At 60.6% G+C, this 25,515-nt stretch carries 22 protein-coding genes; 12 read left to right on the top strand and 10 right to left on the bottom strand.

Annotated features, from left to right (window positions below):
• Positions 1 to 256: 256 nt before the first annotated feature.
• Complete coding sequence (glnL, locus tag B0H98_RS10005) at positions 257 to 1,315, top strand: nitrogen regulation protein NR(II) (RefSeq protein ID WP_106374926.1); 1,059 nt, start codon at positions 257 to 259, stop codon at positions 1,313 to 1,315.
• Positions 1,312 to 2,739 carry a nitrogen regulation protein NR(I) gene (gene ntrC, locus B0H98_RS10000; protein ID WP_106374925.1) on the top strand — a complete coding sequence of 476 codons (1,428 nt, stop codon included), beginning with the start codon at positions 1,312 to 1,314 and terminating at the stop codon, positions 2,737 to 2,739. Before glnL ends, ntrC begins: the two co-directional genes overlap by 4 nt.
• Positions 2,740 to 2,747: 8 nt before the next feature.
• On the opposite strand, the gene B0H98_RS09995 is transcribed toward ntrC, so the two are convergent.
• Positions 2,748 to 3,293 (bottom strand): YqiA/YcfP family alpha/beta fold hydrolase, encoded by a 546-nt coding sequence (locus B0H98_RS09995; protein ID WP_106374924.1) that lies wholly within the window; start codon positions 3,291 to 3,293, stop codon positions 2,748 to 2,750.
• Between B0H98_RS09995 and B0H98_RS16980 the strand changes: the two genes are divergently transcribed.
• Positions 3,292 to 3,573: a hypothetical protein gene (locus B0H98_RS16980; RefSeq protein ID WP_146130248.1), complete on the top strand. Its 282-nt coding sequence runs from the start codon at positions 3,292 to 3,294 to the stop codon at positions 3,571 to 3,573. The genes B0H98_RS09995 and B0H98_RS16980 overlap by 2 nt on opposite strands.
• Before the next feature lie 666 nt (positions 3,574 to 4,239).
• On the opposite strand, the gene B0H98_RS09990 is transcribed toward B0H98_RS16980, so the two are convergent.
• The 3 genes from B0H98_RS09990 to B0H98_RS09980 form a co-directional block, all read right to left on the bottom strand.
• Positions 4,240 to 5,685, bottom strand: a complete 1,446-nt coding sequence (locus B0H98_RS09990) for a sodium/glutamate symporter (protein ID WP_106374923.1) — start codon at positions 5,683 to 5,685, stop codon at positions 4,240 to 4,242.
• Positions 5,686 to 5,792: 107 nt separating this feature from the next.
• On the bottom strand, positions 5,793 to 6,332 hold the full coding sequence (locus tag B0H98_RS09985; RefSeq protein ID WP_106374922.1) for a phosphatase PAP2 family protein: 540 nt from the start codon (positions 6,330 to 6,332) through the stop codon (positions 5,793 to 5,795).
• Positions 6,295 to 7,458, bottom strand: coding sequence for a glycosyltransferase family 4 protein (locus tag B0H98_RS09980; protein WP_106374921.1), 1,164 nt, complete (start codon positions 7,456 to 7,458; stop codon positions 6,295 to 6,297). The genes B0H98_RS09985 and B0H98_RS09980 overlap by 38 nt, the downstream gene beginning before the upstream one ends.
• Positions 7,459 to 7,788: 330 nt before the next feature.
• On the opposite strand from B0H98_RS09980, the gene B0H98_RS09975 reads away from it, so the two are divergent.
• The gene (locus B0H98_RS09975; protein WP_106374920.1) at positions 7,789 to 8,790 is read left to right on the top strand and encodes a porin; all 1,002 of its coding nucleotides are present in this window, start codon (positions 7,789 to 7,791) and stop codon (positions 8,788 to 8,790) included.
• Positions 8,791 to 8,892: 102 nt separating this feature from the next.
• Here B0H98_RS09975 and B0H98_RS09970 read toward each other — a convergent pair whose 3' ends face one another.
• Complete coding sequence (locus B0H98_RS09970; protein WP_106374919.1) at positions 8,893 to 9,972, bottom strand: aldo/keto reductase; 1,080 nt, start codon at positions 9,970 to 9,972, stop codon at positions 8,893 to 8,895.
• A 172-nt stretch (positions 9,973 to 10,144) separates the two neighbouring features.
• Between B0H98_RS09970 and B0H98_RS09965 the strand changes: the two genes are divergently transcribed.
• Positions 10,145 to 11,788 (top strand): bifunctional metallophosphatase/5'-nucleotidase, encoded by a 1,644-nt coding sequence (locus B0H98_RS09965; protein WP_106374918.1) that lies wholly within the window; start codon positions 10,145 to 10,147, stop codon positions 11,786 to 11,788.
• 12 nt (positions 11,789 to 11,800) lie between these two features.
• Here B0H98_RS09965 and B0H98_RS09960 read toward each other — a convergent pair whose 3' ends face one another.
• The 4 genes from B0H98_RS09960 to ugpB all read right to left on the bottom strand — a co-directional run bounded on the left by B0H98_RS09960 (position 11,801) and on the right by ugpB (position 16,093).
• Positions 11,801 to 12,853, bottom strand: a complete 1,053-nt coding sequence (locus B0H98_RS09960; RefSeq protein ID WP_106374917.1) for a sn-glycerol-3-phosphate import ATP-binding protein UgpC — start codon at positions 12,851 to 12,853, stop codon at positions 11,801 to 11,803.
• A gap of 1 nt (position 12,854) precedes the next feature.
• Positions 12,855 to 13,703 (bottom strand): sn-glycerol-3-phosphate ABC transporter permease UgpE, encoded by an 849-nt coding sequence (gene ugpE / locus B0H98_RS09955; protein ID WP_106374916.1) that lies wholly within the window; start codon positions 13,701 to 13,703, stop codon positions 12,855 to 12,857.
• 18 nt (positions 13,704 to 13,721) lie between these two features.
• Entirely contained in the window at positions 13,722 to 14,606 is an 885-nt protein-coding gene (ugpA, locus tag B0H98_RS09950; RefSeq protein WP_106374915.1) for a sn-glycerol-3-phosphate ABC transporter permease UgpA, read from the bottom strand.
• Positions 14,607 to 14,764: 158 nt separating this feature from the next.
• Positions 14,765 to 16,093, bottom strand: coding sequence for a sn-glycerol-3-phosphate ABC transporter substrate-binding protein UgpB (gene ugpB, locus B0H98_RS09945; protein ID WP_106374914.1), 1,329 nt, complete (start codon positions 16,091 to 16,093; stop codon positions 14,765 to 14,767).
• A gap of 200 nt (positions 16,094 to 16,293) precedes the next feature.
• Between ugpB and argE the strand changes: the two genes are divergently transcribed.
• Entirely contained in the window at positions 16,294 to 17,463 is a 1,170-nt protein-coding gene (gene argE, locus B0H98_RS09940; protein WP_106374913.1) for an acetylornithine deacetylase, read from the top strand.
• Positions 17,464 to 17,546: 83 nt separating this feature from the next.
• Here the strand turns inward: argE and B0H98_RS09935 are convergent, their stop codons facing one another.
• Positions 17,547 to 17,858 carry a hypothetical protein gene (locus B0H98_RS09935; protein ID WP_106374912.1) on the bottom strand — a complete coding sequence of 104 codons (312 nt, stop codon included), beginning with the start codon at positions 17,856 to 17,858 and terminating at the stop codon, positions 17,547 to 17,549.
• 300 nt (positions 17,859 to 18,158) lie between these two features.
• Between B0H98_RS09935 and B0H98_RS09930 the strand changes: the two genes are divergently transcribed.
• The 6 genes from B0H98_RS09930 to B0H98_RS09905 are packed head-to-tail and all read left to right on the top strand — an operon-like array spanning position 18,159 to position 25,471.
• Positions 18,159 to 18,638, top strand: a complete 480-nt coding sequence (locus B0H98_RS09930) for a YchJ family protein (RefSeq protein WP_167392668.1) — start codon at positions 18,159 to 18,161, stop codon at positions 18,636 to 18,638.
• Positions 18,639 to 18,673: 35 nt separating this feature from the next.
• Positions 18,674 to 19,660, top strand: coding sequence for a Bug family tripartite tricarboxylate transporter substrate binding protein (locus B0H98_RS09925; RefSeq protein WP_106374910.1), 987 nt, complete (start codon positions 18,674 to 18,676; stop codon positions 19,658 to 19,660).
• A gap of 38 nt (positions 19,661 to 19,698) precedes the next feature.
• Positions 19,699 to 23,673, top strand: a complete 3,975-nt coding sequence (locus B0H98_RS17055; RefSeq protein WP_167392667.1) for a bifunctional diguanylate cyclase/phosphodiesterase — start codon at positions 19,699 to 19,701, stop codon at positions 23,671 to 23,673.
• A gap of 18 nt (positions 23,674 to 23,691) precedes the next feature.
• The gene (locus tag B0H98_RS09915; RefSeq protein WP_106374909.1) at positions 23,692 to 23,973 is read left to right on the top strand and encodes a GIY-YIG nuclease family protein; all 282 of its coding nucleotides are present in this window, start codon (positions 23,692 to 23,694) and stop codon (positions 23,971 to 23,973) included.
• A 31-nt stretch (positions 23,974 to 24,004) separates the two neighbouring features.
• Complete coding sequence (locus B0H98_RS09910) at positions 24,005 to 25,048, top strand: histone deacetylase family protein (RefSeq protein ID WP_106374908.1); 1,044 nt, start codon at positions 24,005 to 24,007, stop codon at positions 25,046 to 25,048.
• Between the two features lie 57 nt (positions 25,049 to 25,105).
• On the top strand, positions 25,106 to 25,471 hold the full coding sequence (locus tag B0H98_RS09905; RefSeq protein ID WP_106374907.1) for a hypothetical protein: 366 nt from the start codon (positions 25,106 to 25,108) through the stop codon (positions 25,469 to 25,471).
• The last annotated feature ends 44 nt before the right edge of the window (positions 25,472 to 25,515 follow it).

Below are 25,515 nucleotides of genomic sequence, written 5' to 3'. Positions count from 1 at the left end.
AGTCACGAAACCCCGCCTCGGCGGGGTTTTTTTATTGCACTGAAGCGGGGAGCTTGCTGACGCTTGTTGGCACTTATGCACTAAAATAGTGCATAAGTGCACAGAGACTGGCGAAGGGCGGGCGGTAAATGCTCGATCAAGCAGCGCCGCATGCCCACAAGCCGTGCAGTGTGTCGGGTTTGGAACAACTTGGCGCGCTTTTTGCAGTTTCCCCTGCATGATGAATGACTTCACCCGCGATGCGTCAGGACACTTCATGTATCAGCGTTTACTAGAACATCTCTCCATGGCAGTGCTGCTGCTGGACGGTGAGCTCCGCGTACGCTGGATGAACCCGGCCGCTGAAGCCCTGCTGGCGGTCAGCTTCAGCCGCGTAGAGGGTATCAGCCTGGATACGCTGCTGGGGGGCGATGAAAGTATCGACCAGGTGCTGGCCAAGGCGCGCGATGCCTTCCATCCCTATACCCAGCGCGAGGCGCGCATTACGCCGGTCAACGGCGAAGCGTTGACGGTGGACTACACCGTGACGCCGCTATCGGAAAATGAACTGCTGCTGGAAGTGGAGCCCCGCGACCGCTTGATGCAGATCTCCCGCGAGGAAGCGCTGACCACCCGCCAGGAAACCATCAAGGTGCTGGCCCGGGGGCTGGCCCACGAAGTCAAGAACCCGCTGGGGGGCATTCGTGGCGCCGCGCAGCTTCTGGAGCGCGACCTTGACGACCCGGCGCTGCGTGAGTTTACCCATATCATCGTCGAGGAGGTCGACCGCCTGCGTGACCTGGTGGATTCGATGCTCGGCCCCAACCGCATCGTCAAGCACGAGCCGGTCAATATCCACAAGGTGCTGGAACGGGTCCGGACGCTGCTGATTGCCGAGCACCCGGACGTTACCATCAGCCGCGATTACGACCCGAGCCTGCCGGATCTCTCCGGCGACGAGTCGCAGATGATCCAGGCCGTGCTCAACGTGGCCAGCAATGCGGTTCAGGCGATGAGCGATGCCGGCACCCCGGCACCGGAGCTGACGCTGCGCACCCGCGCCCGGCGCCAGTTTACGCTCGGCGCCGAACGGCACCGGCTGGTCAGCGAAGTGGGGGTGATCGATAACGGCCCCGGCATACCCGAAGGACTCGAGGAGACGCTCTTCTACCCGATGGTATCCGGGCGTGCCGAAGGCAGCGGGCTGGGGCTTTCCATTGCCCAGTCGATTTTGCACCAGCATCAAGGATTGATCGAATGCGACTCGCAACCCGGACACACCGAATTCCGTTTACTGATTCCCATGGTTATTAACTGCACCGGAGAAGCGTCATGACTGAGGCGACACGTAACGATGTTGCACGGGTGGTCGTTGTGGACGACGACCGCGCTATCCGCTGGGTGCTCGAGCGCGCGCTGGCGCAGCCGGATCTCGATGTCGAGTGCATCGAGCGGGCCGATACGGTGCTTCCCAGGCTGCTGGAAGACCCGCCGGATGTACTGGTCACGGACATTCGCATGCCGGGCATCGACGGGCTTGACCTGATGGCGCGCATTCGCGAGGCGCACCCGGATCTGCCGGTGATCGTGATGACCGCGCATTCGGACCTGGATAGCGCCGTGGCCTCCTACCAGGGCGGCGCCTTTGAATACCTGCCCAAGCCGTTTGACGTGGACGAGGCGCTGGCGCTGGTGCGCCGCGCGGTAGCTCACGCCCGCGAACGGCAGCGCCCGGTGAGCGTGCCCGAAGGGCTGAACGCGGAGATCATCGGTGAGGCGCCCGCCATGCAGGAGGTGTTTCGCGCCATCGGGCGGCTCTCCCACTCGCATATCACGGTGCTGATCAACGGCGAGTCCGGCACCGGCAAGGAGCGCGTTGCCCAGGCGCTTCACCAGCACAGTCCTCGGGCGGGCAAGCCGTTTATTGCGCTTAACATGGCGGCGATCCCGCGTGATCTGATCGAGTCCGAGCTGTTCGGCCACGAGAAGGGCGCCTTTACCGGCGCCGCGGCGCAGCGTCAGGGGCGTTTTGAACAGGCCAACGGCGGTACGCTGTTTCTGGATGAAATCGGCGACATGCCGTCGGAAACCCAGACTCGCCTGCTGCGCGTGCTGGCCGATGGCGAGTTTTACCGGGTAGGGGGGCATACGCCGGTCAAGGTGGATGTACGCATCATCGCCGCCACCCACCAGAATCTGGAATCGCTTGTCGATGACGGGCGCTTTCGCGAAGACCTTTTTCACCGCCTGAACGTTATCCGCATTCACCTGCCGCGCCTTGCCGAGCGGCGTGAGGACATCCCCCGCCTGACACGCCATTTTCTGGCCGAAGCCGCCAAGGAGCTGGCAACGGATATCAAGGTGCTGACCGCAGAGACTGAAACGCACCTGACCCGCCTGCCGTGGCCGGGCAACGTGCGTCAGCTCGAGAACATCTGCCGCTGGCTGACCGTCATGGCCTCGGGGCGGGAGATTCTGGTCGAAGACCTGCCGCCGGAGCTGCGCGCCATCGCAAGCGCAGAGAGCGGCGGCCACGGTGATTGGCGCACGGCGTTTCGCGAATGGACCGACCACGCGCTGGCGGAAGGCCATACGCATCTGCTGGAAGAGGCCGTGCCGGATTTCGAGCGCATCCTGATCGAAACGGCGTTAAAACATACCGGCGGGCGCAAGGGTGAAGCCGCCGAGCTGCTGGGCTGGGGGCGCAATACGTTGACGCGCAAGCTCAAAACCCTGCTGCCAGCGCTCGCCGACGAGTAGCGGAAGGCCTAGGGGCAGCTAGCCTGAACGGCCTGTTGATCGAGCGCGTGGCACTGGGCAAGAAAGCGCTCGAAATCGCCGAGTATGGTTTCAAGGCTTGCGTGCAGGCGGTGGTCGTCATCCACCATGCGCAGCGAAAGCCGCTGCCGCTCGGCGTGGCTGATCACGGGGCCGGGCGGCACCACGTCGTCCTGCCAGCCATGAATGATATGGGTAAGCCGGGCGGCAATGGTGGGCGAGGTCTGCGGATACTCGGGAAGGCCCAGCGCCGGGGCCAGCAGAAAACAGCCAAGCACAGAGTGCTGAGCGCTGGCCGCGGCGCTCAGCCAGCCGCCAAGGCTCGAACCTGCCAGAACGCACTCCTCGGGCTTGTCGTTGCGCTTGGAAATGGTGGCCAGTAGGTGTTCCAGGCGTTTTGAGGGTTCTGCCATGCCACGGTAGTCCATGACGACCGCCTCGCAATCATCCAGCTTTTCAGCAACGCCTTTCAGAGCCTGGATTTTCAAGGCCTCTGGGCCGCTTTCCAGTCCGTGGGACAGGTAGACAGTCATCATGGTAATTAACTCGCTGCTGAAGGGTGAAGGGCCTGGCCGCCTGTTCAATATCTGCATCGGCGTCGTGAAGTCTGCTTTTTATACTACGCAGCGGCGGCAATTTCAGCCAGCACTCGCTCAAGGCCCACCTCGTCATCGTATATCGCTGTCGCGCTCACCCAAGCCTTTAGGTGAGGTGACAAGCGTTACACTCCGTGGAGTATTTTTTGTCGCATGTGCCTTTTTTAAACACTTTTCAGGCGGGTTGGCGATCCTTTTGGTGACCGGTGTTTTTAATTAAGTGTATGTTTTTAAAAAAAAATTTTTGAATTTATCAATATATGGCCCGGGCCATGCAATACCTTGGTAGTAACAGTGTGAGTGGAATGACAGAAGATAAGGGAAGGCAGGAGCCATACGTAGAAGAACAGGGACGCTTTAGGACACTCATTCCGCTCACTTGTATTAGCGTACGGAGGCGCTAATCGTCGAGGCCAAGGAGTGGCGGAGATGCAAAACAACCATTTCGCGTAAGCGGGATGGTTTTTTTGCGTTTATTTTTATTCGCAAGCTACTGATTATTATAATATTGTTGTTTTTAATCAATAATTTGCAAAGCTTTGGTACAGCTGAAGCCGACGATTTAGTCTATCCTTTCGGCATACTAAATCTAAGCGGTTAGAAAACGTCAACGCTACAGCCGCATACTTTCAGGGACAAGCGTTATGGCAATGGTACTGATGTTATGCATGTTCGTGCTGTTCTTGGGGTTTTCTGCTATCGGGCTGTACATGATGTTCAAGACCTCTTTTATGGTAGCCACTGAAGACAGGGAAGATCTACCGCCTGATATTTGATTGTCACCTGTCGGTAGCCTGATTTAAGACTGTCGCCGTACCTTTTCAGTAGTCCCCTTAAAGCCCCATGCCTGCCTTTGCACGCATGGGGCTTTATGCTTGTCAGCAGGCTACTGCTGCTTCCAGCGGCCTTTGCCGCGCTCAGGGACCATGCGGCCAAAGTAAAGCAGTCCAAAGGCCAGCCAGCCAAGGGTCAAGACCCCGGTGAAGATCAGTACGGCCAGCGCACCGAACTCGGCGATCAGCGGAAGCGCGGCGGCGGTAAATAACCCGCCGCCTACCACCGGCTCGAACATGAGCTGTTTGTAGCCAAAGCTCTCGAACGCGCCGGATTCGTTTTTCGGGTCCGCCATGCGCATCAGTAAAAGGCCGGTAACCGTTACGCCCATGGACTGACCAAAATCGCCGATGCCCCGCTCGAACCAGTTCTCCGGAATGACCCGCGGGGCGATCACGATAAGCACGAAAAGCCCCCAGGCAATACCCGCCACTGAAAGCAGCAAGAAGGGCAGGAAGTAGTCGCCCAGGGTGGTCAGCGAAAGCGTGGCGAGAGCCGCCACGATAGTGAAATCCAGCGCGGTGCCGGCAATGCGGGCCATGGTGCGGGTAGACACATGATGCTCAAGGCCAAAGCGGGTGATCACCAGTTGAACGATGACACCGCCTATCATGGCAATGGGGAAGAGCGGCACATGAGCGAGTATCTCCAGGCCATCGTTGCGCGCCCAGGTGACCTGCTCGACCCACTGCAAGCCGGAAAGCAGCAGCCAGCCTATCAAGATGGCGATGCCCACCAGGCCAATGTGCAGGCTCAGCGGGTCGGTGGTGCCGGCTTCATGGGTGAGGTCTTTCTTGAACTCGCTGAATTCTTCGGTAGAGGGGCGCTCATCTTCGCGCATCAGGTCGTCAGGGTCATCGCTCTCCTTGCTGGGGGTAATCAGCCCCCGGCGCGCGGCAATGTTGATCATCAGTGTGCCGATCAGTACGCCCGAGACGATCCCGACCGTGGCGAGCCCCAGCGCCAGATCGGCGCCTTCTTCAAAGCCCAGGTCGGCAAAGGTGTCGGCCATGCCTGCCGCCGTACCGTGGCCGCCTTCAAAGCCGATCTCGATCAGTGCGCCTACCATCGGGTTCATGTTGAACAGCGGTGCCAGTACCAGTAATGCCAGAGTAAGCCCCACCACATACTGCCCCCAGGCCATGGTCTGGCCTACCACCACCTGTGGGCCCGCGCGCATCCAGATCGTCTTGAGGCCGGGAATGGCTTTACCGATAAACAGCGCGGCAAATACCACGTTGATCAAGAGCCCGGGAAGCGCCGACCAGCTCTCCTGCACGTAGGCAGGAAACAGGCCAGGGCTATCTTCAAACAGGGTAGGTATCAGACGGCCGATGACATCCGGCCCCAGCAGTAAAAGAATCAGCCCGGCAATCACCGAGCTTGGCATGAACAGCTTGCGCAGCCAGGCAAGTTTCAGGCGCAGCGCGTTACTGACCACCAGGGCCAGCGCGATGATTACCAGCGCTATAAAGAGTTCGCCAACCGTCATGGTCATTACATCGCTCCCTAATGAATGCCGGGGCCATAAGCCTGGCAAGACCGTTAAATGACTTGGTTGGTCTAAATCTAGCGTCTAATGCTTGAAATGGCGAAAAGTTTACTTCACCCCATCCAATAAAGGCTAAGAAAAGCAAAGCCATAGCCAATGGCGCCGCCGGCGATGACATCGCTGATGTAGTGCAGGCCAAGGCCCACGCGGGAGATGGCAATCAGCAGCGCCAAGGGCAGCACGATAGGCAGCAGCCATGGCGTATGGGCGGCCACCAGTACGCTGAACAGCACGGCATGCATGGTGTGCCCGCTTGGGAAGCTATAGCGGTCGCGGGCCGGTTCGCCGCAGTGCACGCCGCCGAGATAAGTGATGAATGGCCGCTCGCGGCACAGGCGCGTCTTGATCAACCGGTACACCACCATGGCCAGTAGCGCGATGCCGGCATACTGCAGCATGTGCCAGCTACCGTTGGGCTGCAGCCAGGGCTGGGCGGCGATCAGCAGCACCCACACCGGCCAGTCGCCCATACGGCTGGCGGTCTGAAGCGCGATCCGCCAGGGGCGGAACAGGTTCAGCCGGGTAACGCGCTGGCAAAGCTGCCACTCCCAGAGATCAAGACGATCGAACACGACAAGCGGGCGTGGGCGCATGGTAAGCCTCCTGGGCCTGGTGAAGGTACTGCAGGAACTGGTCGGCAATACCTGTCCAGCTCTGCTCAAGCGCCCGCAGACGCGCAACACGGCCAAGCCTTGCGTAGTCGGCCGGGTGCTGGCATAGCTCAACGGCTGCCTGCTGAAAGGCCTCACTGTCTTCCGGTGCCACGGTAATGCCGTTCTGACCGCTTTCGATCAGCTCGGCGCTGGCCGCATGGCGGTAAGCCACCACTGCCAGGCCGCTCGCCATGGCCTCGGCGACCACGTTGCCCCAGGTTTCAGAAAGCGAAGGGAAGATAAACAGGTCGGCGCTGGCGTAGTAGCGGGCAAGGTCTTCCCTTTCCACGAAACCGGTGAAGTGCGCCTCGGGAAGCGCCTTCGCAAGCTGCGCGCGGGCCGGGCCGTCGCCCACGATCACCTGGGCCATATCCGGGCGCACCTCGCGCATGGCCTGCAGGGTTTCCTGCAGCAGCGTCAGGTTTTTCTCGAGTGCCAGGCGGCCCACGTAAAGGGCTACCGGCTGATGGAGGCTCACCCCCCACTGCTGGCGCAAGGCCATATCGCGGTGGGCCGGTGAGAAGCGTTCGCCCTCGATCCCCCGTGCCATGACATGGACATCGTGGATACCCTGCTCCCGCAGGGCCTGGGCCTGAAGGCGGGTGGGCACCAGCGTCATCTCGCAGCCGTTATGAAAGTAGCGCAGATAGCGCCGCGTGGCCGAGGCCAGCCAAGGCACGCCATAGTCGTGGCAGTAGTGGTCAAAATTGGTATGCCAGCCAGCCACCAGGGGAATGTTCAACTGACGAGCGGCCTGGCGCGCCGCCCAGCCGAGCGGGCCTTGGGTGGCCAGGTACACCACGCTTGGGCGGTGCTCGCGCCAGAAGCGCTTAAGGGTAGAGGGGCGCGTCAAACCGACCTGAACATCCTTATAGCCCGGCATGGCGCAGCAATTGACCTGCAGCTCCTGCTCCACGTTGGCCGCCGGCGCCGTGACGCGTGGTCGGGGACGAATCACGTCCACGCAGACACCTTGGCGAAAGAGCTCCTGATGCAATCGGCTCAACGTATGCGCCACCCCGTTAATCTCCGGTGCCCATGTTTCGCTAACAATGCAAAGCCGCATAAGCGATCCGTCCCTTGCTCACATTTTGATTCAGTGTGGCCAGAGACGGTGACACTGCCAAGTCAGGCGAGTGACCAAGTGATGACAAAAGGACAAGGAATACTTAGTTTCCCCCCTGTTTTCCTATTAGCATTTTCTTATTAAGTGCATGCGGCTTTTCTGTGAAAGTTTAAATAATTCTTTCAAGTTATTAATTAATAAAACGTTAAGCGAACTGAAATATATCCCCTCTAATATTCGCAGCGTCGAGGCAGGCCATGACGTGGTCTCTGCCGGACTAAACATGAACGCCTAAAAAAATTAATTATTTTTATTTCGAAGGGATCAGACATGTTCAAGAAGACGACACTGGCGCTGGGTATTTGCGGCTTGTTGGGTGCCAGCGCCGCTCAGGCGGCCATGGTATACGACCAGGATGGCACCACGCTGGATATCTATGGCCGTATTGCCATGGGGTTTGATGGCGGTGGCGCTAAAAACGGTGTCGATAACGGCGAAGAGTTCCGCAACTTCGGTTCACGCCTGCGCTTCACGGCCGGCCACCAGATCACCCCTGACCTGCGTGCCTTTGCCCGCGTAGAGTGGCGCTTCCAAGGCGATGAGCGCAGCCGCCCGGGCTTTGATGAAGTGCGCAACAGCTACCTGGGTCTGGAAAGTGAGCAGTTCGGTACGTTCATGGCGGGTAACTACAACAGTTTCTACGACAACTACATCATGACGCCGTTCGACGTCTACGTTGAGCGCGGCTATGAGTTTGCCGGTGGCGGCGTACAGGCCCGTGGTGACTCACTGGGCTACAAGACGCCGGAACTGAACGGTTTCCAGGCCGTCATTTCGGCCAAGCACTTCTCCGAGCGCGGCCTGACAGAAGCAGATCAAACCGATGAAGGCAGCGTCATCGCCACTCAAGGCGGCCTTGTCTACTCCACCGGCCCGGCCCGTCTGGCCATTGGTTATGTTGAAGATACCCTGCGTGGCGGCGGCAACGGCAAGACGCGTTATGGCGCGACCGGCGCGTTTGAAGTCAACGACGCATTCGCGGCCCGCGTAGGTTACGAAACCCGTGGCGATAGCGACGTCTACGGTGGAGGTTTCGACAAGATCGGCGTAGGTGCCACCTACATCATCGATTCGTGGAAGCTGTATGCCGATTACTACAATATCGACCCGGACAACCGTGACGCCAGCCGCAACGCCTGGGCTGCCGGTGCGCTGTATAAGGTTTCCAGCAGCCTGGATACCTTTATCGAGCTGAATGACGCGGATCTGGACGCGATCAATAACTACGAAGACGATCTGTACTACGCGTTCGGCGCGCGTTACCACTTCTAGGCAGCGCCCAGGTTCCTTGGTAGTTGAAGACAGCAGTTAAAGACTTGTTCCGATCTTTGGTCGGTATGGCATGCGCCATACCGACTTTTTGGCGTTGCGCGATTAGCGTTCGTCGCGGCGGTTATCGATGGTCTTGCGGTAGTTATCGATAAACGGTTTTTCTGCCTTGTCGATACGGTCCATGCCGGCCACCACGCGGTGCCAGTAGGGATACTGCGGTGCCGGGCGCGTGGCGGCTTCGATACGCTCGATCTCTTCACCACTCAGCGCAAGCTCGGCGGCTGCCAGGTCGTCCTTCAGGTGCTCTTCGCTGCGCGCCCCCACGATCAGCGACGTCACGCCCGGGCGGTCCTTCAGCCAGGCAAGGCACGTGCGTGGAATGGACGTGTTGTGCGTCTCGGCAATCTCGGCCAGAAGCTCGATGATGTCGTAAGCGCGCTCCATGTCGTGGATATAGGGCTCGGGCCAGCCGTTGCCTTGGCGGGTACCTTCCGGGGCCTTCTGACCGCGGCGCACTTTGCCGTTGAACACGCCTTCTCCCAGCGGCCCCCAGACCAGCGTACCGATGTTCTGATCGATCGCCAGCGGCATCAGCTCGTACTCGGCCTCGCGGGACTCCGGGGTGTAGTAGATCTGCTGACTGATGGGCCCGGCCAGGTTATGCAGCTCGGCCTTGCCGATGGTCTTCATCATCTGCCAACCGGTAAAGTTGGACGTGCCGTAGTAGCGGATCTTGCCGCTTTGCACCAGGTGGTCCAGCGCGTAGAGCATCTCCTCGACCGGCGTGACGCCGTCCCAGTTGTGCATCTGGTACAGGTCGATATGGTCGGTGCCCAGGCGCTTCAAGCTTGCTTCACAGGCGTTGATCAGGTGGTAGCGCGAAAATCCGCTGTGGTTGGGGTTGTCGCCCAAGGGGCTGCGCGCCTTGGAGGCCAGAATGATGTCGTTACGCTTGTCGCCCAGCGCCTTGCCGACAATCTCCTCGGACTCGCCCATGGAGTAGAGATCGGCGGTATCGATCAGGTTGACGCCGGCATCGATGGCCATGTCGATCTGGCGCCGTGCGCCTTCTACATCGACGCTGGCCGCCTTCTCGAAACCGCCGCTGCCGCCAAACGGCACGGTACCCAGCACGATTTCAGATACCAGCAGCCCTGAATTGCCTAGAGGACGATATTTCATTTCGATAGCTTCCCTGTTGATCGAACGTGGCGTTAATCTAAAGTCTTAGATTGCGTATGCCTCTAAGCCTAGAAACTCAGCGCTGTATGTCAAAAAAACAGGCGCAGTGGTTTGCTCGGGGGCAAGAGCAGGCTAACGTGGTTAATCAAACCTTATAAAAGGAATTCTGCTGATGCGCGTTACCCCCCATGCCCTTGCGCTAGGCGTCGCGCTTGGGCTGTTCGGCTCCTCGGCCACGGCCGCTCCCTATACGCTGACCCTCTTCCACACCAACGACCTGCACGGGCGCACCGACAGCTACCCACAGCTGATCAGCGCGCTGGCGGATGCGCGCGAACGCTTCGGCGACGGCCTGCTGCTGGATGCCGGGGATATCTTTTCGGGCACGCTCTATTTCAACGAGTACCGGGGGCAGGACGCCGTCGAATTCATGAACCTGATGGGCTATGACGCCTTCGTACCCGGCAATCACGAGTTCGACCTGAACGAACCCGAGCAGGGCCACCAGGCGCTGGTGGCCCTGTTCGAGGCGGCGGACTTTCCCATTCTGGGCGCGAACCTGGACTTCTCTGCCGCCCCCGAATTTGGTGAGCTGCTGGGTGATTCGATCAACGGCGAGCCTGAACTTAAACCCCAGCCGGGCCATCTGTACGATGGCATCGTCGTCGAGCAGGACGGCGAGCGCATCGGTATCTTCGGGCTGAGCACGCAATCAAGCGACACCGTCTCAAGCCCCGGCAACGTCACCATCGGCGACTACCGCGAAGCGGCTGAAGCGATGGTGGCAGCGTTCGAAGCCCAAGGGGTGAACAAGATCGTCGCACTGACGCATCTGGGTTACGACAGCGACCCGGCGGTGGGTAACGACGTACTGCTTGCCCAGCACGTGGAAGGTATCGACGTCATCATCGGCGGGCACAGCCATACGCGCCTGGCATCGCCGGTGATCATGGCCGAAAACGACCTGGGCGAGGCCAAGGCGCCCACCGTGATCGGCCAGGCGAACGAGTACGGCAAGTATCTCGGCGTGATGCAGGTCACCTTCGATGACGACGGCGTGGTGACGGACGCCACGGGTGAGCTGCTCGCCACCGAGGACTTCGAACCCGACGCCCAGGCGGCCGCGATGCTCGCGCCTTACACCGCGCGCATCGAAGAAGTACGCGATACCCAAGTGGGTGTCCACCTGGTACAGGCGCTTCCCAACCCGCGCCACGGCAAGGGGGATGAAACGAGCGTACGCGCCGATGAAACCGCCCTTGGCAACCTGATTGCCGATGGCCAGCTGGCCGCCGCCCGCCGAGTGAACCCGGAGACGGTACTGGCGCTGCAAAACGGCGGCGGCATTCGTGAGCCGGTGGCGGCGGGAGAGGTCACCGTGGGCGAGCTGATCGCCGTACAGCCTTTCGGCAATCGGTTGACGCTGATGGACGTGACCGGCGCGGAGCTTCTGGAAACCTTCGAGATCGCGCTCGCCAATGCTCCGGAAGAGAGCGGCGCCTTCTTGCAGATTTCTCGCGGCACCGAGGTTGAGTATGACAGCCGCCAGCCCCCTGGCGAGCGCGTGGTGAGCCTGAAAGTGACTGAAAATGGCGAGCTGCAGGCCATTGACCCGGCGCGCACCTATACCATCGCCACCAACAACTTCACCGCCGCCGGCGGCGATAGCCACGCAGCGCTCGAGGCCGCCCATGATGACGACCGCAGCCATATCGTCGGCAATACCGACTGGGAGATGCTGCGCGACTACCTGGTCTCGTCAGGCGAGGTGGCGTATCAGGTGGAAGGGCGCCTCAAGGATATCGCCCGCCCGTAGGCGGGCAAGGCGCTAACCCGTGCGTTGACCGGTGTCGCTGTTGAAAGGATGAAGCGCTTCGCGGGTAACATAAAAGCGCAGCGTTTCGCCTTCATTGACCGGCGGCTGACCGCTGACCCGAATCACCGTGGGCTGCTCGCTCTCGGCAAGGCGTACGTAGAGATGGCTCTCGGCCCCGGCAGCCTCGAAAAGCTCGAGCGTTGATTCGACCACCAGGTGCGGGGTCTCGGGAGGTGACAGGCGCATGTCATCCGGGCGAATGCCGACGATATCGGTCTCGGGTGGCAAATCCACCAGCAGCTCTCGTGCACCGCGGCTCGAGAGGTACTCGATGGGCACCATGTTCATCGCCGGGGAGCCGATAAAGCCTGCCACGAACATCGACGCCGGGCGGGCGTAAATCTCCATGGGCGTGCCCACCTGCTCGATCAAGCCGCCGTTCAACACCACCAGCCGGTCGCCCAGGGTCATGGCTTCCAGCTGATCGTGGGTGACGTAGAGGCTTGTGGTCTTGAGCCGCCGCTGGAGTTTTCGGATCTCCACGCGCATCTGCACGCGCAGCTTGGCATCCAGGTTGGAGAGCGGCTCATCGAACAGGAAAGCGGCGGGCTCGCGCACCAATGCCCGGCCCATGGCCACGCGCTGGCGCTGGCCGCCGGAAAGATTGCGCGGCTTGCGCGAAAGAAAATCCTCGATTTCGAGCATCTTGGCCGCTTTCTGTACGCGCTCTTCGATCACCGGCTTCTTGAAGCCGCGGTTTTTCAGCCCGTAGGCGAGGTTCTGGTACACCGTCATGTGCGGGTAGAGCGCGTAGTTCTGGAACACCATGGCGATATCGCGCTCGGCGGGTTCGAGCGTGTTGACCACCCGATCACCGATCTTCAGCGTGCCTTCGGAAATCGTCTCGAGCCCAGCCACCATGCGCAAGAGTGTGGATTTACCGCAGCCTGACGGGCCTACCAGCACCACGAACTCGCCGTCTTCAACCGCGAGATCCACACCTTTCACCGCCTGCACGTTGCCCGCGTAGGTCTTTCTAAGCCCTTCCAAGGTAATACTGGCCATCTTATTTCTCCGTCTCGGTCAGGCCTTTCACAAACAGTTTCTGCATGAACAGCACCACCAGCACCGGCGGCAGCATGGCAAGGGTCACCGTCGCCATGATCAAGTTCCAGGCCGGCACCCGGTCGGACGAGGCCATCAGGCGCTTGATGCCCAGCACGATGGTGTAGAAATCTTCATCGGTGGTGACCAGCAGCGGCCACAGGTACTGCACCCAGCCGTAGATGAACATGATCACGAACAGTGCGGCGATATTGGTGATCGATACCGGAAGCAGTATGTCCTTGAAGAACTTCATTGGTCCGGCGCCGTCCACCCGGCTGGCTTCCATCAGCTCTTCGGGTACGGTCATGAAGAACTGACGAAACAGAAACGTCGCGGTGGCCGAGGCGATCAGCGGAAGAGTGAGCCCGGCGTAGGAGTTCAGCATGCCCAGATTCGCCACCACGGCGTAGGTGGGGATGATGCGCACTTCCACCGGCAGCATCAGGGTGATGAAGATGATCCAGAACGCCAGCATGCGAAACGGAAAGCGAAAATAGACGATCGCGAAGGCCGAGAGAATCGAGATACTGATCTTGCCGATGGCAATCGTCAGCGCCATGATCAGCGAGTTGCCCAGCATCAGCCAGACCGGCGGCGTGCCGCCCACCTGCCAGCCGGCATTGAGCATCTGTCCGTAGGATTCGAGCAGGTTGTCGCCGGGCGTGAGCGGCAGCACGCCGCGCACGAAGGCGCTGGGTTCGTGGGTCGAGGCGATGAACGCCACGTACACCGGGAACGCCACGATCAGCACACCGGCAATCAGTACCAGGTGGGTGAGAATATTGAGAAAGGGTCTTCTTTCAACCATGTTCATGTCCTTAACGCACTAGTAGTTGACCCGGCGTTCCACGTAGCGGAACTGGATGAACGTTAGAATGATCACGATCCCCATCAGCATGACCGACTGCGCCGACGACGAGCCGATGTTCAGCCCCGCCACGCCGTCGGTGTAGACCTTGTAGACCAGCGTCATGGTGGCCTGGCCCGGCCCGCCACCGGTAGTGGCATCGATCACTCCGAAGGTGTCGAACATCACGTAGTTGATGTTGATGATCAGCAGAAAGAAGGTGGTGGGCGACAACAGCGGCAGCACGATGGTCCAGAAACGTTTGAACGGCGTGGCGCCGTCAATCGCGGCCGCCTCGATCAGTGAATGCGGCACCGACTGAAGCCCGGCCAGGAAGAACAGAAAGTTGTAGGAGATCTGCTTCCAGGCGGCGGCGATGGTGATCAGGATCATCGCCTGTGAGCCCGAGACGCGGTGGTTCCAGCTGATGCCGAACCAGTCGAGCAAATGCGGCAGGAGGCCGATGGTCGGGTTGAACAGAAACCACCACAGTACCCCGGCCACTACCGGCGCGACCGCGTATGGCCAGACCAGCAGCGTGGTATAGAACTTGGCGCTTTTGAGGACGCGGTTGACGCACACCGCCAGTAACAGCGCCATGCCCATGGAGAGCACCGTCACCGAGATGGCAAAAATGGCGGTGCGCCCCAGCGCGTTCAGGTAGCTGGGGTCGGCCAGAATGCGCGCGTAGTTTTCAAGGCCCACGAAGGTGGTCTTGAAGCCGAAGGCGTCGGTGCGCTCAAAGCTCGACTTGACCGCCTGACTCGCCGGCCAGATGAAGAACACCAGCGTGATGGCCAGCTGCGGGGCGAGCAGAAAGAAGGGGAGCCACCGGTTCTGGTAGGTGGAGCGTTTGGTCTGCATGTTACTTCCTGTCTTGCGGGCGCTTGATGCAACGTGATGGCCGCGGTTGGCCGCTGGAAAGCAAGCCATCCCATAGGCCCTGTTGACCCGGGCGTATGGGATGGCTTGGACAAGCCCCGGCACGAGGCCGGGACTTCATTACACGCAGCGAGAAGGGATCAGTTATTGGCCGATTCGAAGTCGCGCAGGATCTGGTTACCGCGGCGCGCCGCGTCATCCAGCGCCTGCTGGCCGCTCTTGGTGCCCGCCAGCACCGCCTGGAACTCCTCGTCCAGCACCATGCGCACCTGCGGGTAGTTGCCAAAACGCAGGCCCTTGGAGTTTGCCGTCGGCTCGTTCAGGTTGATCTGCTCGATGGCGATATCTGCACCCGGGTTCTCGTCGTAGTAACCCTGCTCCTGGCTCAGCTCATAAGCCGCGGTGGTGATCGGCAGGTAGCCGGTACCCTGGTGCCACTCGGCCTGCACTTCAGGCAGCGACAGGTACTCGAGGAACTCGGCAACGCCGGTGTACTCGTCGTCTTCATGGCCCGAGAGTACCCACAGGGTCGCGCCGCCGATGATCGAGTTCTGCGGGGCGCCCTCGATGTCATCGTAGTAAGGCAGCATGCCGAAACCGACCTCGAAGTCGGAGTTCGCCAGCACGTCGGCGCGCGAGGCTGAGGAGTTCATGTACATCGCGCAGTCGCCGGAGTAGAACGAAGGTGCTGCGTCCGGGCCATTGGCCGGGCCGCCATAGCTGTAGACACCGCTGTCGTTCCACTCTTTCAACTGATCCCAGAAGCGCGCCTGCACCTCGCCGTTGAATTCGAATTCGGTGTCCAGCCCGCCAAAGCCGTTTTCCTGGGTGCCGATGGGCTGATTGTGCAGCGCCGAGAAGTTCTCAAGGCCAATCCAGTTGGCGGCATAGGCCATGGTAAAGCCACACGACGCCGCGCCTTCATCGACGATCTGTTGACCCATCTCGCCCATCTCGGCCCAGGTGGTGGGCGGCGATTCAGGATCAAGACCGGCGGCCTCGAACGCCTCCTTGTTGTAGTACAGGATCGGCGTCGACGAGTTGAACGGCATGGAGAGCATGTTGCCGTCGGTATCGGTGTAGTAGCCGGTCACCACGGGCAGGTAGTCATCCGGGTCAAAGGTGTTGCCGTGCTCTTCCATCAGCTCGTAGACGGGGTAGATTGCACCGCGCGCCGCCATCATGGTGCCGGTGCCCACTTCGTAGATCTGCACGATGTGCGGCTGCTCGCCGGCGCGGAAGGCGGCAATGGTGTTGACCATGGTCTGTTCGTATTCGCCCCGATAGGAGGGCGTGACACGGTACTCGTCCTGGGAGGCGTTGAAGTCCTCGGCCAGGGCGCTCAAGCGCTCGCCAAGCTCGCCACCCATGGAGTGCCACCAGGTGATCTCGGTGGCGGCGTGGGCGGACAGGCTCAAGCTTGCCGCCGCGATACCGGCAGATAACGCGCGTAACGTGAAGCGGGACATATCGACTCCTTTTGAGCCCGGCATCGCCAGGCGGCACAGTGCGTTTGTTGAGGTTTTGGATGCACTGAACAGTAGTCAGTGTAGATGACATTTTGATGACCGCTAAGCAGGTGACGCCTCGCGCGTGTGCAACTTTGGCAGTAGGCGCACGGGGAAGCCGGTGATAGGGTGAGATGAAACGTATAACCAGCGAGAGCCTTATGAATGACGCCATTTCGTTATTGAGCAAACTGGTCGCCTTTGACACCACATCAAAAGGCTCGAACCTTGCGCTGATCGAGTTTGTCGAGGGGTATCTCGATGAGCACGGCGTCGCCTCGGAGCGGGTCATGAGCCCCTGCGGCACCAAGGCGAACCTGATCGCGCGTATCGGCCCCGACGCCCCGGGCGGAGTGATGCTCTCCGGGCATACCGACGTGGTGCCGGTCGAGGGTCAGCCCTGGTCGACGGACCCCTTCACCCTGGTCGAAGGCGACGACGGCAGACTCTATGGTCGTGGCACCTGCGACATGAAAGGCTTTATCGCCTGTGCGCTGGCCATGGTGCCCGAGTGGGTAAAGGCGCCGCTCGAACAGCCCCTCTACTTCGGATTTTCCTACGATGAAGAGATCGGCTGCGTGGGCGCGCCGGCGCTGATTCAGCGCTTTCATGATCACTACTCGACCACCGCGCACGTGATCGTCGGCGAACCCACCAGCATGCAGCCGGTGGTGGCGCAAAAGGGCGCAACCAACCTGCGCACCACGGTCACAGGCCGTGAGGCGCACAGCAGCCAGGTCAACCAGGGCACCTCCGCGATTCACGTGGCCGCCCGCCTGGTCACGTTCATCGAGGACACCATGGCGGAACTGGTCGACGAGGGCCGTGTGGACGAGGCCTTCAACGTGCCCCATACCAGCCTGCACGTGGGCCGTATCAAGGGCGGCACGGCGATCAACATCATGGCCCGGGAGTGCCAGTTCGAGTGGGAGATTCGCCACCTGCCTACCGACACCTTCGATGCCATCTACGCCCGTTTCGGCGCCTATTGCGATCGGCTCACCGGCGAACTCGAGGCGCGTGGCAAGACGGTGGATATCGCGACCGAGGCGTTGAACGTCACGGTGCCGGGGCTTGCCGACCGGGATAATGACAAGGTGCTCCGCCTGGCCAAGGATCACCTGCCCGGGCAGTGCTGCAACCACGCGGTGGCCTACGCCACCGAAGCGGGGCAGTTTCAGGGCCAGGGACTGCAGACCATCATTCTGGGCCCGGGCAGCATCGCCCAGGCGCACCAGCCGGATGAGTACATCGATAAAAGCGAGATTGAGGCGTGCCTGGACTTCATGACCCGGATGGGCCGCGCGCTGGACGTGCCGTTCGAGGAGTAGGGCAATTGAAACGATGCGGTGCGCCGCAAACAAGGACACCCGCCGGGGCGGGTGTCTTCAAATCGACTTGTACGCGCAAGGGGCTAGAGCGAGGAGCGCTCTTCGTACAGGTTGGCCTTGGCATCGCGCATGACGTCTTCGCAGGCCTGTTGATGGGCCAGTTGAGTCAATAGCTGCTGGGTCACTTCAAAGCCTTTACCAAGGCAGGTATCGACTTCCTCGCGGCTTACCTGAGGGGTCACATTACAGTTGATCTTGAGCGTCCGACCGACACCGTCCAGACGGTCGGCCATTGCGCGAAGCCGCCAGGCGACTCGCTCTTTCCAGTTAGCTGATTCTTCTGCGCCTTCGTTTACGCTAAACGTGCACTGCCATTCCGGTTTGTAGACCTTCATGAGAACCTCCGCTGCATTTGGAAAGAATAATGGGGTCGTGTTTCGTGCTCCGTTATCTGCCGTTCTGATAGGTTCTTGAGTGCGCTTATGTTCTTGAGTGCGCTAGGCGTCGATGTGCCGAGTGCTGTCCCAGGCGCCACCTTGCCAAGTACTATCTTACCAAGTACTACCTTTTAAATACTGCGCCAACCACTATACGCCTAACAACGTATGAATATCGAACTAAAAGCAGGTCTGCAGCAAGACGCCTCCCAGGTGATCGGTTAGTCTTATCCTAACCGGATTTATCGAGCCTAGATTATGACGTTGCAAGACACATCAAGTTGCCCGTGCGGGACGGGTCTATCCACGCCTCAATGCTGCGGGCGCTACCATCAGGGCGAGCCTGCGCCAACGCCTGAGGCCTTGATGCGCTCGCGCTACACAGCCTTTGCCCTGACACTGCACGACTACCTTCTGGCGACCTGGCACATCAGTACGCGTCCGGCCGCGCTATCACCCGATCCTGAAACCCAGTGGAAAGGTTTATCAATTATCAAAAGTGGCCCTGATGCCACCAAGGCATCTTCTCAAGCAGAGGGCGGTTTTGTGCATTTTCGTGCCTATTTCAAGGAGCGCGAGCGCTGGCACATGCTGGAGGAGAACTCGCGCTTTGTGCATGAAAGCGGCCGCTGGTGGTACGTGGATGGAACGCCTGCCGTGGTGCGCCTCAAACCGCGCCGCAACGACCCATGCTTTTGTGGTAGCGGGCGCAAATTAAAGCTATGTTGCAACGAGTAGCTATGCGTTACTAATAAAAATGAGGGTCAGGGGGCATGACGTATAGTGGCAGGGGCGCGTGGCGTTACTTGAGAATAGGGGTAGTAAGCGGATTACTGTTAATTGCCGGTTGGGCCGTTGCCAGCGATAGCTTTCCACAAAAAGAAATTACCGTCGTGATTCCCTATGTGGCTGGGGGGCCGACTGATGTGCTGTTGCGTGATATTTTCCGAGCAGCGCAACCTTATCTGGGGCAGCCCGTGTCAGTGGAGTACATGCCGGGCAGTGGTGCCGTCCGCGGCGCGCACTACGTCAAGGAGGCCGCCTCGGATGGCTATACGCTGCTGGTGAGCCACCAGGCGCTTGATCTTGCCTATCTGGCCGGGCAGGCGTCCTTTTATCATGCCCACTTTGCTCCCGTTTCAATGCTGATCCGCACGGTCAGCATACCTACTACCTATGCCGGGCACAGTGCTCAAAAAGCCAGCGATATCGCAGCGCTGGTAAGTCAACGGGCAAGACCGCTCGCCTTTGGCATTACCCACAACTCCAACGATCATTTCTTCTGGCTACAGTTTTTCGAGCAAAGCGGTATTTCACCTGCCGATGTACTGATGGTGTACTTTCCCGACATGACCTCTCAGGTGGAGGCCTTGCTCGCCCGCGAAATCGACTTTGCCATGCTGGACATGCCGTCGTCAGGCCAGCTGTATACGTCGCATGCCCTGACGGCCCTGGGAGTGGCAAGCAGCGAGCGCCTGCCAGGGTTGCCGCATGTCGAGACCCTGCGTGAGCAGGGAATCGACCTGGTGAATACGACCGATCGCGGTATTCTTGCCCCGAAAGATACGCCGCCGGAACGCCTGGCCATACTGGCCAGTGCACTGGCGCAAGCGATTAACGATACGCAGCTACGCTACCGCCTGGCCTACGATTACGGCTCGCTGATCGATTACCGGCCGCTGGCGGCGTATAGCAATTATATGGATGAGCAGTTTCATGTGCTGGTGCCGCTGGCCGAACAAGTACACTTCAAACGCTGATCTGGTGTAAACCTCCCAGGTTTCAAGAGACGCCGACCATGCCGATTAATACGCGTAATCTAGCGCTCGAAACTCTATTGCTGATGATACTGGCAACGCTTGTGTGCATGGGAGCGGTAGGTCTGATCATTGGTGTCAGCGTACCAGCCAGTCCTTTCTTTGCCACACTGGTGCCGGATGGTGCGCTGGTGGTGCTGCTGGTCGGTGTCGGGTTGCTGGCAGCCTTGCAGAAGTGGAACAGGGCGCGGCTCATTTGCGCCTGCGCGCTGCTGCTGGTAGTGGTTTATACCGTCGTGCATAACGCCCTGGCAGGTGGGGCGGAGGGCTCGTGGCTGACCGGAGGCCGGCGCGTTACCAGCCTTGCCGGGGCATTTCTTGCGCTGATTGGGGCATGCCTGCTGGTAGGGCTTTCCACGTCCTGGCGGCGTTGGCTGTGGGTGAGCGCAGGCATCTGCTTGTGGGGGCTGTCGCTGCTGGTCATTGCTCAGCTGTGGAAGGGGCCAGGCGCCAGTTCGCCGCTGTTTTCCTCGTCACCGATGGTGGCGCTGGTATTTGCCTGGCTTTCCGGAACCGCCATGCTGATCATCGGCGCTCGCCGCACGCCGCAACGCTTGAATCCAGGGCGGGTTACGGTGGCGGCCTCGCTTTGGGGCGTCATTATCAGCTGTTTTATCTGGCTACTGCTCAATAGCTACCAGCAGGCGGCAACCCAGCAGCAGGCAGCGTATCTTCTGGATAACGTACAGCTGAAAATCGAACAGGCGATCCAGACCCGCCTGCGCCTCATGCAGCGTATGGCCGAGCGCCTGAACGCCATGGGGCCACGCTGGGATGAGGCATTGCTGGAAAACGATGCGCAAAACTATCTGCGTGATACACCCAGCATCGGCGCCATCGCGCTGGTCGACGAGGAGCAGTTGACCTGGAGCTGGGGGGTAAGCCGCTCGGCGGAAAGAGAAGCCTGGCTGCGCCAGCGTCTGGAAGATGAGTTCACCCGCACCTGGATGCAGATCCCTCTGGACCGTCCGCGGTTATTGATGGCGGATGGCAGTCAGCCTCGTGAAGCGCTGTTCATCATCCCCGTGCCTGCCAACGGCCACTATCTGCTGGCCAGCTTTGACCTTGCCACCATGCTCGAAAACGAGCTGCGCCTTGAGGTAGGGCCCTTCCAGGTCCGGATCAACCGCGACGAAACATCGCTTGTCAGGCTTCACCCGGCAGGGTTTTCCGCCGACTTGATGGAAACCCCTGAACTTGCGCTGGCGTCACGCTATATCGGCCTGCCTGGTGGCATCAACATGGAGCTATATGCCTACCCGGGTAGCCATCACAACTGGTACCAGCTTAACCTGCTGCCGTTTGCCATCGCGCTTGGCAGCCTTTTGCTGAGCGGTTTGCTGGCGTTCAGCCTGGGCGTGGTGAGCGTGAGTGTACTGCGCGCCCGCGAGCTTGCTCAGACGCGTCGCTCGCTCGAAGACCAGCAGATGGTGCAGCGCATGATTGCTCAGGAGCAGCCGCTTGGCGAGATACTCGAAAGCCTGTGCCTCATGCTCGAGCGCGAGCTGCCCCACGCCATCTGTTCGGTCATGCTGGTGAATGATGAAGGCACGCATCTTGAGTTTGCGGCGGGCAACCGCCTGCCTGCCGCTTACCGTAACGCCATTTCGCGCATCTTGATCAGCGCCAACAACGGTGCCTGTGGCAGCGCCGCCTTCCAGGGGGCCGCGGTAATCTGCGCCAATATCGCCGAAGATGAGCGCTGGCGCGGTTACCACGGCGTCGCTCGGCAGGCAGGGTTGGCCTCCTGCTGGTCAAGCCCGGTGTTTGGTGGCGAGGGGCAGCTGGTGGGCACGGTGGCGGTCTATTATTCGCGCCCCAGTACGCCAAGCGGCGCCGATACCGAGCAGATCGAGAAAGCCACCGGGCTAATGGCGCTGGCCGTCGAGCGTTTTCAGGTGCGGCGCTCGCTGGAAGAGAGCGAGCAGCGTTACCGGTCGCTGTTTACCCATCACCCCGATGCGGTATTCACCCTGGATGAAAAGAGCTGCTTTGTGACGGCCAACGCCACCTGTGCCGCGCTTACCGGTTACTCGGTCGACGAGATCCTCGGCAAGCCATTTACCTTCTTTATCGCCGAGCAGGACGTGATGCGTGTTCAGGCGTATATCGAGACGGCCATGCGCGGCGGCATCGACCGCTACGAGCTGACCCTCAAGGACCGCGCCGGGCATCTGCACCTGCTGGATATCATTCACCTGCCGATGATGGTCAATGACACGGTCAAGGGCGTGCACGCCATCGCCCAGGAAGTCACCGCCGCCCGCGAGCAGGACTCGCGCCTGCGCACCCTGGAGCGCAGCGTGGAGGCCAGTGTCAACGGCATCCTGATTGCCGATGCCGAGCAGCCCGACCTGCCGATTATCTACGCCAACAAGGCGTGTACCCTGATGACCGGCTATAGCCAGGAAGAGATCCTTGGCAAGAACTGCCGGTTCCTGCAGGGGCCTGAGAGCGAACCGGAGGTCGTCCAGCGGATTCGCCACGCTATTCACGCCCAGCGTGAGGTCAACGTGACGATCTGCAACTACCGCAAGGACGGCACGCCGTTCTGGAATGATCTGTACATTGCCCCGGTACGCGATCATGACGGCCGGGTGACTCACTATGTAGGCGTGCAGCACGATATCACCGAGCATAAGGCGTATGAGGCGCAGCTGGCCTACCACGCCTCCCACGATGACCTGACCCGCCTGCCCAATCGCATGTTCTTCGAAGATGCTCTGCTCAAGCAGTTCGTAACGCTTGGCCAGCGCAAGAAGCGCATGGCCGTGCTGTTCGTGGATCTGGACGATTTCAAGCCGATCAACGACAACCTGGGCCATGCGGTGGGCGATCAGGTGCTGGTGGAAGTGGCCCGCCGGCTGGTCAACGTGGTAGGGCCCGAGGACACCGTGGCGCGCATGGGCGGCGACGAGTTCGTGATTCTCCAGGCCGGCATCGACCACGATGCTGAAGTGATCGACCTGGTGGAGCGGCTTCTGCCTACGCTTGCCCGCCCTTATCGTATCGACCCTCACGAGCTCTACCTGACGGCGAGTATCGGCATCGCGATCAGCCAGGAAGATACCCTGCAGCCGCAGATGCTGATCCAGCAGGCCGACATGGCCATGTACAAGGCCAAGCAGCAGGGGCGTAACGCCTACGAATGGTTTACCCATGCGTTTACCGATACGGTGAGCGAGCGCATGGTACTGCGCAACGACCTTCAGGAAGCCATCGAACGCGAAGAGTTTGCGCTGCACTACCAGCCACTGATCAACCGCGAAGGCCAGCTTTCCGGGGTGGAAGCGCTGCTGCGCTGGGAGCACCCGGAGAAAGGCTTCATTTCCCCGGCGCGCTTTATTCCTCTGGCCGAAACCACCGGTCAGATCATCCCGATCAGCGAGTGGGTACTCAGGCGCGCCTGCCTGGATATGCAACTGCTGGCCCAGAAAGGGTTGGGCGTTATTCGGGTGGCGGTGAACCTGTCGCCCCTGCAGTTCCAGCGCTCAAGCTTTCTGGCCACGCTGCGCCAGACCCTGCTGACTACCGGCCTGCCCGCCGGGCAGTTGAGTCTGGAGCTGACCGAAGGCATTCTGATGGACAACGCCGAAGATGCCATCGATACGCTTCACGCGCTGCGCAGCATGAACGTTGGCGTCTCCATCGATGACTTCGGTACGGGCTACTCGAGTCTCAGTTACCTCAAGCACCTGCCCATCAGCACGGTGAAGATCGATCGCAGTTTCATCAAGGAGCTGACTCACAGCGAGGATGACTCGGCCATCGTTCAGGGCATTATCTCCATGGCCCACCACCTGGGGCTTGAGGTGGTGGCCGAAGGCGTGGAAACCGAAGAGCAGCACCAGCGCCTGCTTGCCTACCAGTGCGATATCTTCCAGGGCTACGTGCTGGCCAGGCCGATGCCGCTGGAAGCGCTGGAGGCATTCGTTGGCAATCTATCTCAAAACTGATCCCGTCAAGGAGCAGGGATGTCGTCATCTTCACCAAGCCCCTGGTATGTCTACCTGTTGGAGTGCCAGCGCGGCACCTACGTGGGCATCACCAATGACATTGTCAGGCGCTATCGCGCCCACTGTACGGGTAAAGGGGCACGCTACACCCGAGCCAACCCGCCGGTGGCGCTGCTGGGCGCCCAGCCGTTTGCCGACCGCGCCGAGGCCAGCCGGGCGGAGTATCGGCTAAAACAGCAGACCCCCACTCAGAAACGTCGCTGGGCGACGGGGTGGCCGCCTCCGCTTGACGTGGATTAACATAGCGTGAATTAACCTGCAGGGAGCCTGTATGCTGACGTTTTTCTCCGAAGATAGCCGCTTGCGCCGGGCGCGTACCGAGCTTCACGACGGCGCGCTGGTCAGCCCCTTCGAGTGCCCCGAGCGCATCGACCTGGTGCTCCGGCATATTCGACAGGCCGGGTTTGAAGTGCGTACCCCGGAGGCCTACGGGCTGGGGCCGGTGCATGCCGTTCACGATGCGGATTACGTCAGTTTCCTGGAGACCTGCTGGCCTTCGTGGCAAGCGGCTGGCCACGAAGGCGAGGCGATTCCCAATATCTGGCCGGCCCGCTCGATGCGTAGCGACCACGTTCCGCGCTCGGTCAGCGGTAAGCTTGGCTACTATGCGCTGGGGGCGGACACCTCCCTTTGCGAAGGCACGTTCAGCGCCGCCATGGGCAGCAAGGACGCCGCACTCGGTGCGGTTGCCCATACCCTCCACACCCAGGCGCCGAGCTTTGCCCTTTGCCGCCCGCCGGGCCATCACGCCGCGTCGGACCAGTTTGGCGGCTACTGCTTTTTCAATAACGCCGCCATCGCCGCGCAGTACGCCCTCGATGCCGGCAAGCGCCGTGTCGCGGTGCTGGATGTGGACTTTCACCACGGCAACGGCACCCAGGAGATTTTCTACACCCGTAATGATGTGCTGTTTGCCTCGCTGCACGGCGACCCGGAAGTGACTTTCCCCTATTACCTGGGGTACGCCGACGAAACCGGCGCGGGGGAAGGGCAGGGGTACAACCTCAACTTTCCTCTGCCCCCGGGCACCAGCGTCGCTGCCTGGATGCAGGCGCTGGAGCAGGCCCTGGCGGCCATTCAAGCCCAGGAGTGCGAGCTTCTGATCGTCTCGCTGGGAGTGGATATCTTCGAAGACGACCCCATCAGCGCGTTCACCTTCAAGAGTGCGGACTTCATCGCGCTGGGCGAGCGGCTGGCCCAGGCGGGCCTGCCCACCACCTTTTTGATGGAAGGGGGCTATGCGGTAGAGGAAATAGGTGTCAACGTAGTCAATGTATTACAGGGTTTTGAGCGGGAAAGCCCGCAGGATAGATGACAGCCGCCCGTTATTCGGGCAGGCTAATGCCCCACTTAACGGGCAGGGAGCGCAGGCGTGGCAGTTTACGGCGGTATTCAGGCACATGAATTGGAGCGTTGGCTTTACGCCTTGACCAACGCGGCCTACGACCGGCGCTGCCCGCTTTCCAAGGTGCACGGCGGCAATGCGCGTGCACGGACTGCCCGTCAGGACCTGCTCTATCTGGCCCACGGTTTTCGTGCCGGCGAGCGTAGCCGAGAAGCGGTGGCCGATGGCCTGGGCCGCTGGTGTCAGCGCTATCTGACCGAGGCCGAGTGGTACGTGCTGGTCGGCGGTGGGCCAAAAATCGGCACCCGAGACCGGCCTGCTACGGCGGTGGAATCCGTGCAAAAAGAACCGGATCAAGCACTTGAGATATTGATGCAGCACCGCGTGGGCTAGACCCTGGTGCCAGGCACTTCTGGAAAGCTGGCAGCGCCGGGTAG

Origin of the sequence: Vreelandella songnenensis (genome assembly GCF_003002925.1) — a bacterium.
In the GTDB taxonomy this organism is placed as follows: domain Bacteria; phylum Pseudomonadota; class Gammaproteobacteria; order Pseudomonadales; family Halomonadaceae; genus Vreelandella; species Vreelandella songnenensis.
Note: the sequence above shows the minus strand (reverse complement) of the source record. Positions and strands in the feature narration are given on the sequence as shown.

What these genes read in the sequence shown, in the direction of transcription:
- ugpA (WP_106374915.1), bottom strand. Translation starts at nt 14,606, where the DNA reads ATGCAGACCAAACGCTCCACCTACCAGAACCGGTGGCTCCCCTTCTTT.
- B0H98_RS09975 (WP_106374920.1), top strand. Translation starts at nt 7,789, where the DNA reads ATGTTCAAGAAGACGACACTGGCGCTGGGTATTTGCGGCTTGTTGGGT.
- ugpE (WP_106374916.1), bottom strand. Translation starts at nt 13,703, where the DNA reads ATGGTTGAAAGAAGACCCTTTCTCAATATTCTCACCCACCTGGTACTG.
- B0H98_RS09985 (WP_106374922.1), bottom strand. Translation starts at nt 6,332, where the DNA reads ATGCGCCCACGCCCGCTTGTCGTGTTCGATCGTCTTGATCTCTGGGAG.
- B0H98_RS09930 (WP_167392668.1), top strand. Translation starts at nt 18,159, where the DNA reads ATGACGTTGCAAGACACATCAAGTTGCCCGTGCGGGACGGGTCTATCC.
- B0H98_RS17055 (WP_167392667.1), top strand. Translation starts at nt 19,699, where the DNA reads ATGCCGATTAATACGCGTAATCTAGCGCTCGAAACTCTATTGCTGATG.
- B0H98_RS09980 (WP_106374921.1), bottom strand. Translation starts at nt 7,458, where the DNA reads ATGCGGCTTTGCATTGTTAGCGAAACATGGGCACCGGAGATTAACGGG.
- B0H98_RS09990 (WP_106374923.1), bottom strand. Translation starts at nt 5,685, where the DNA reads ATGACCATGACGGTTGGCGAACTCTTTATAGCGCTGGTAATCATCGCG.
- B0H98_RS09995 (WP_106374924.1), bottom strand. Translation starts at nt 3,293, where the DNA reads ATGATGACTGTCTACCTGTCCCACGGACTGGAAAGCGGCCCAGAGGCC.
- B0H98_RS09935 (WP_106374912.1), bottom strand. Translation starts at nt 17,858, where the DNA reads ATGAAGGTCTACAAACCGGAATGGCAGTGCACGTTTAGCGTAAACGAA.
- B0H98_RS09925 (WP_106374910.1), top strand. Translation starts at nt 18,674, where the DNA reads ATGACGTATAGTGGCAGGGGCGCGTGGCGTTACTTGAGAATAGGGGTA.
- B0H98_RS09970 (WP_106374919.1), bottom strand. Translation starts at nt 9,972, where the DNA reads ATGAAATATCGTCCTCTAGGCAATTCAGGGCTGCTGGTATCTGAAATC.
- B0H98_RS09960 (WP_106374917.1), bottom strand. Translation starts at nt 12,853, where the DNA reads ATGGCCAGTATTACCTTGGAAGGGCTTAGAAAGACCTACGCGGGCAAC.
- argE (WP_106374913.1), top strand. Translation starts at nt 16,294, where the DNA reads ATGAATGACGCCATTTCGTTATTGAGCAAACTGGTCGCCTTTGACACC.
- B0H98_RS16980 (WP_146130248.1), top strand. Translation starts at nt 3,292, where the DNA reads ATGGTAATTAACTCGCTGCTGAAGGGTGAAGGGCCTGGCCGCCTGTTC.
- B0H98_RS09965 (WP_106374918.1), top strand. Translation starts at nt 10,145, where the DNA reads ATGCGCGTTACCCCCCATGCCCTTGCGCTAGGCGTCGCGCTTGGGCTG.
- ugpB (WP_106374914.1), bottom strand. Translation starts at nt 16,093, where the DNA reads ATGTCCCGCTTCACGTTACGCGCGTTATCTGCCGGTATCGCGGCGGCA.
- B0H98_RS09915 (WP_106374909.1), top strand. Translation starts at nt 23,692, where the DNA reads ATGTCGTCATCTTCACCAAGCCCCTGGTATGTCTACCTGTTGGAGTGC.
- ntrC (WP_106374925.1), top strand. Translation starts at nt 1,312, where the DNA reads ATGACTGAGGCGACACGTAACGATGTTGCACGGGTGGTCGTTGTGGAC.
- B0H98_RS09910 (WP_106374908.1), top strand. Translation starts at nt 24,005, where the DNA reads ATGCTGACGTTTTTCTCCGAAGATAGCCGCTTGCGCCGGGCGCGTACC.
- glnL (WP_106374926.1), top strand. Translation starts at nt 257, where the DNA reads ATGTATCAGCGTTTACTAGAACATCTCTCCATGGCAGTGCTGCTGCTG.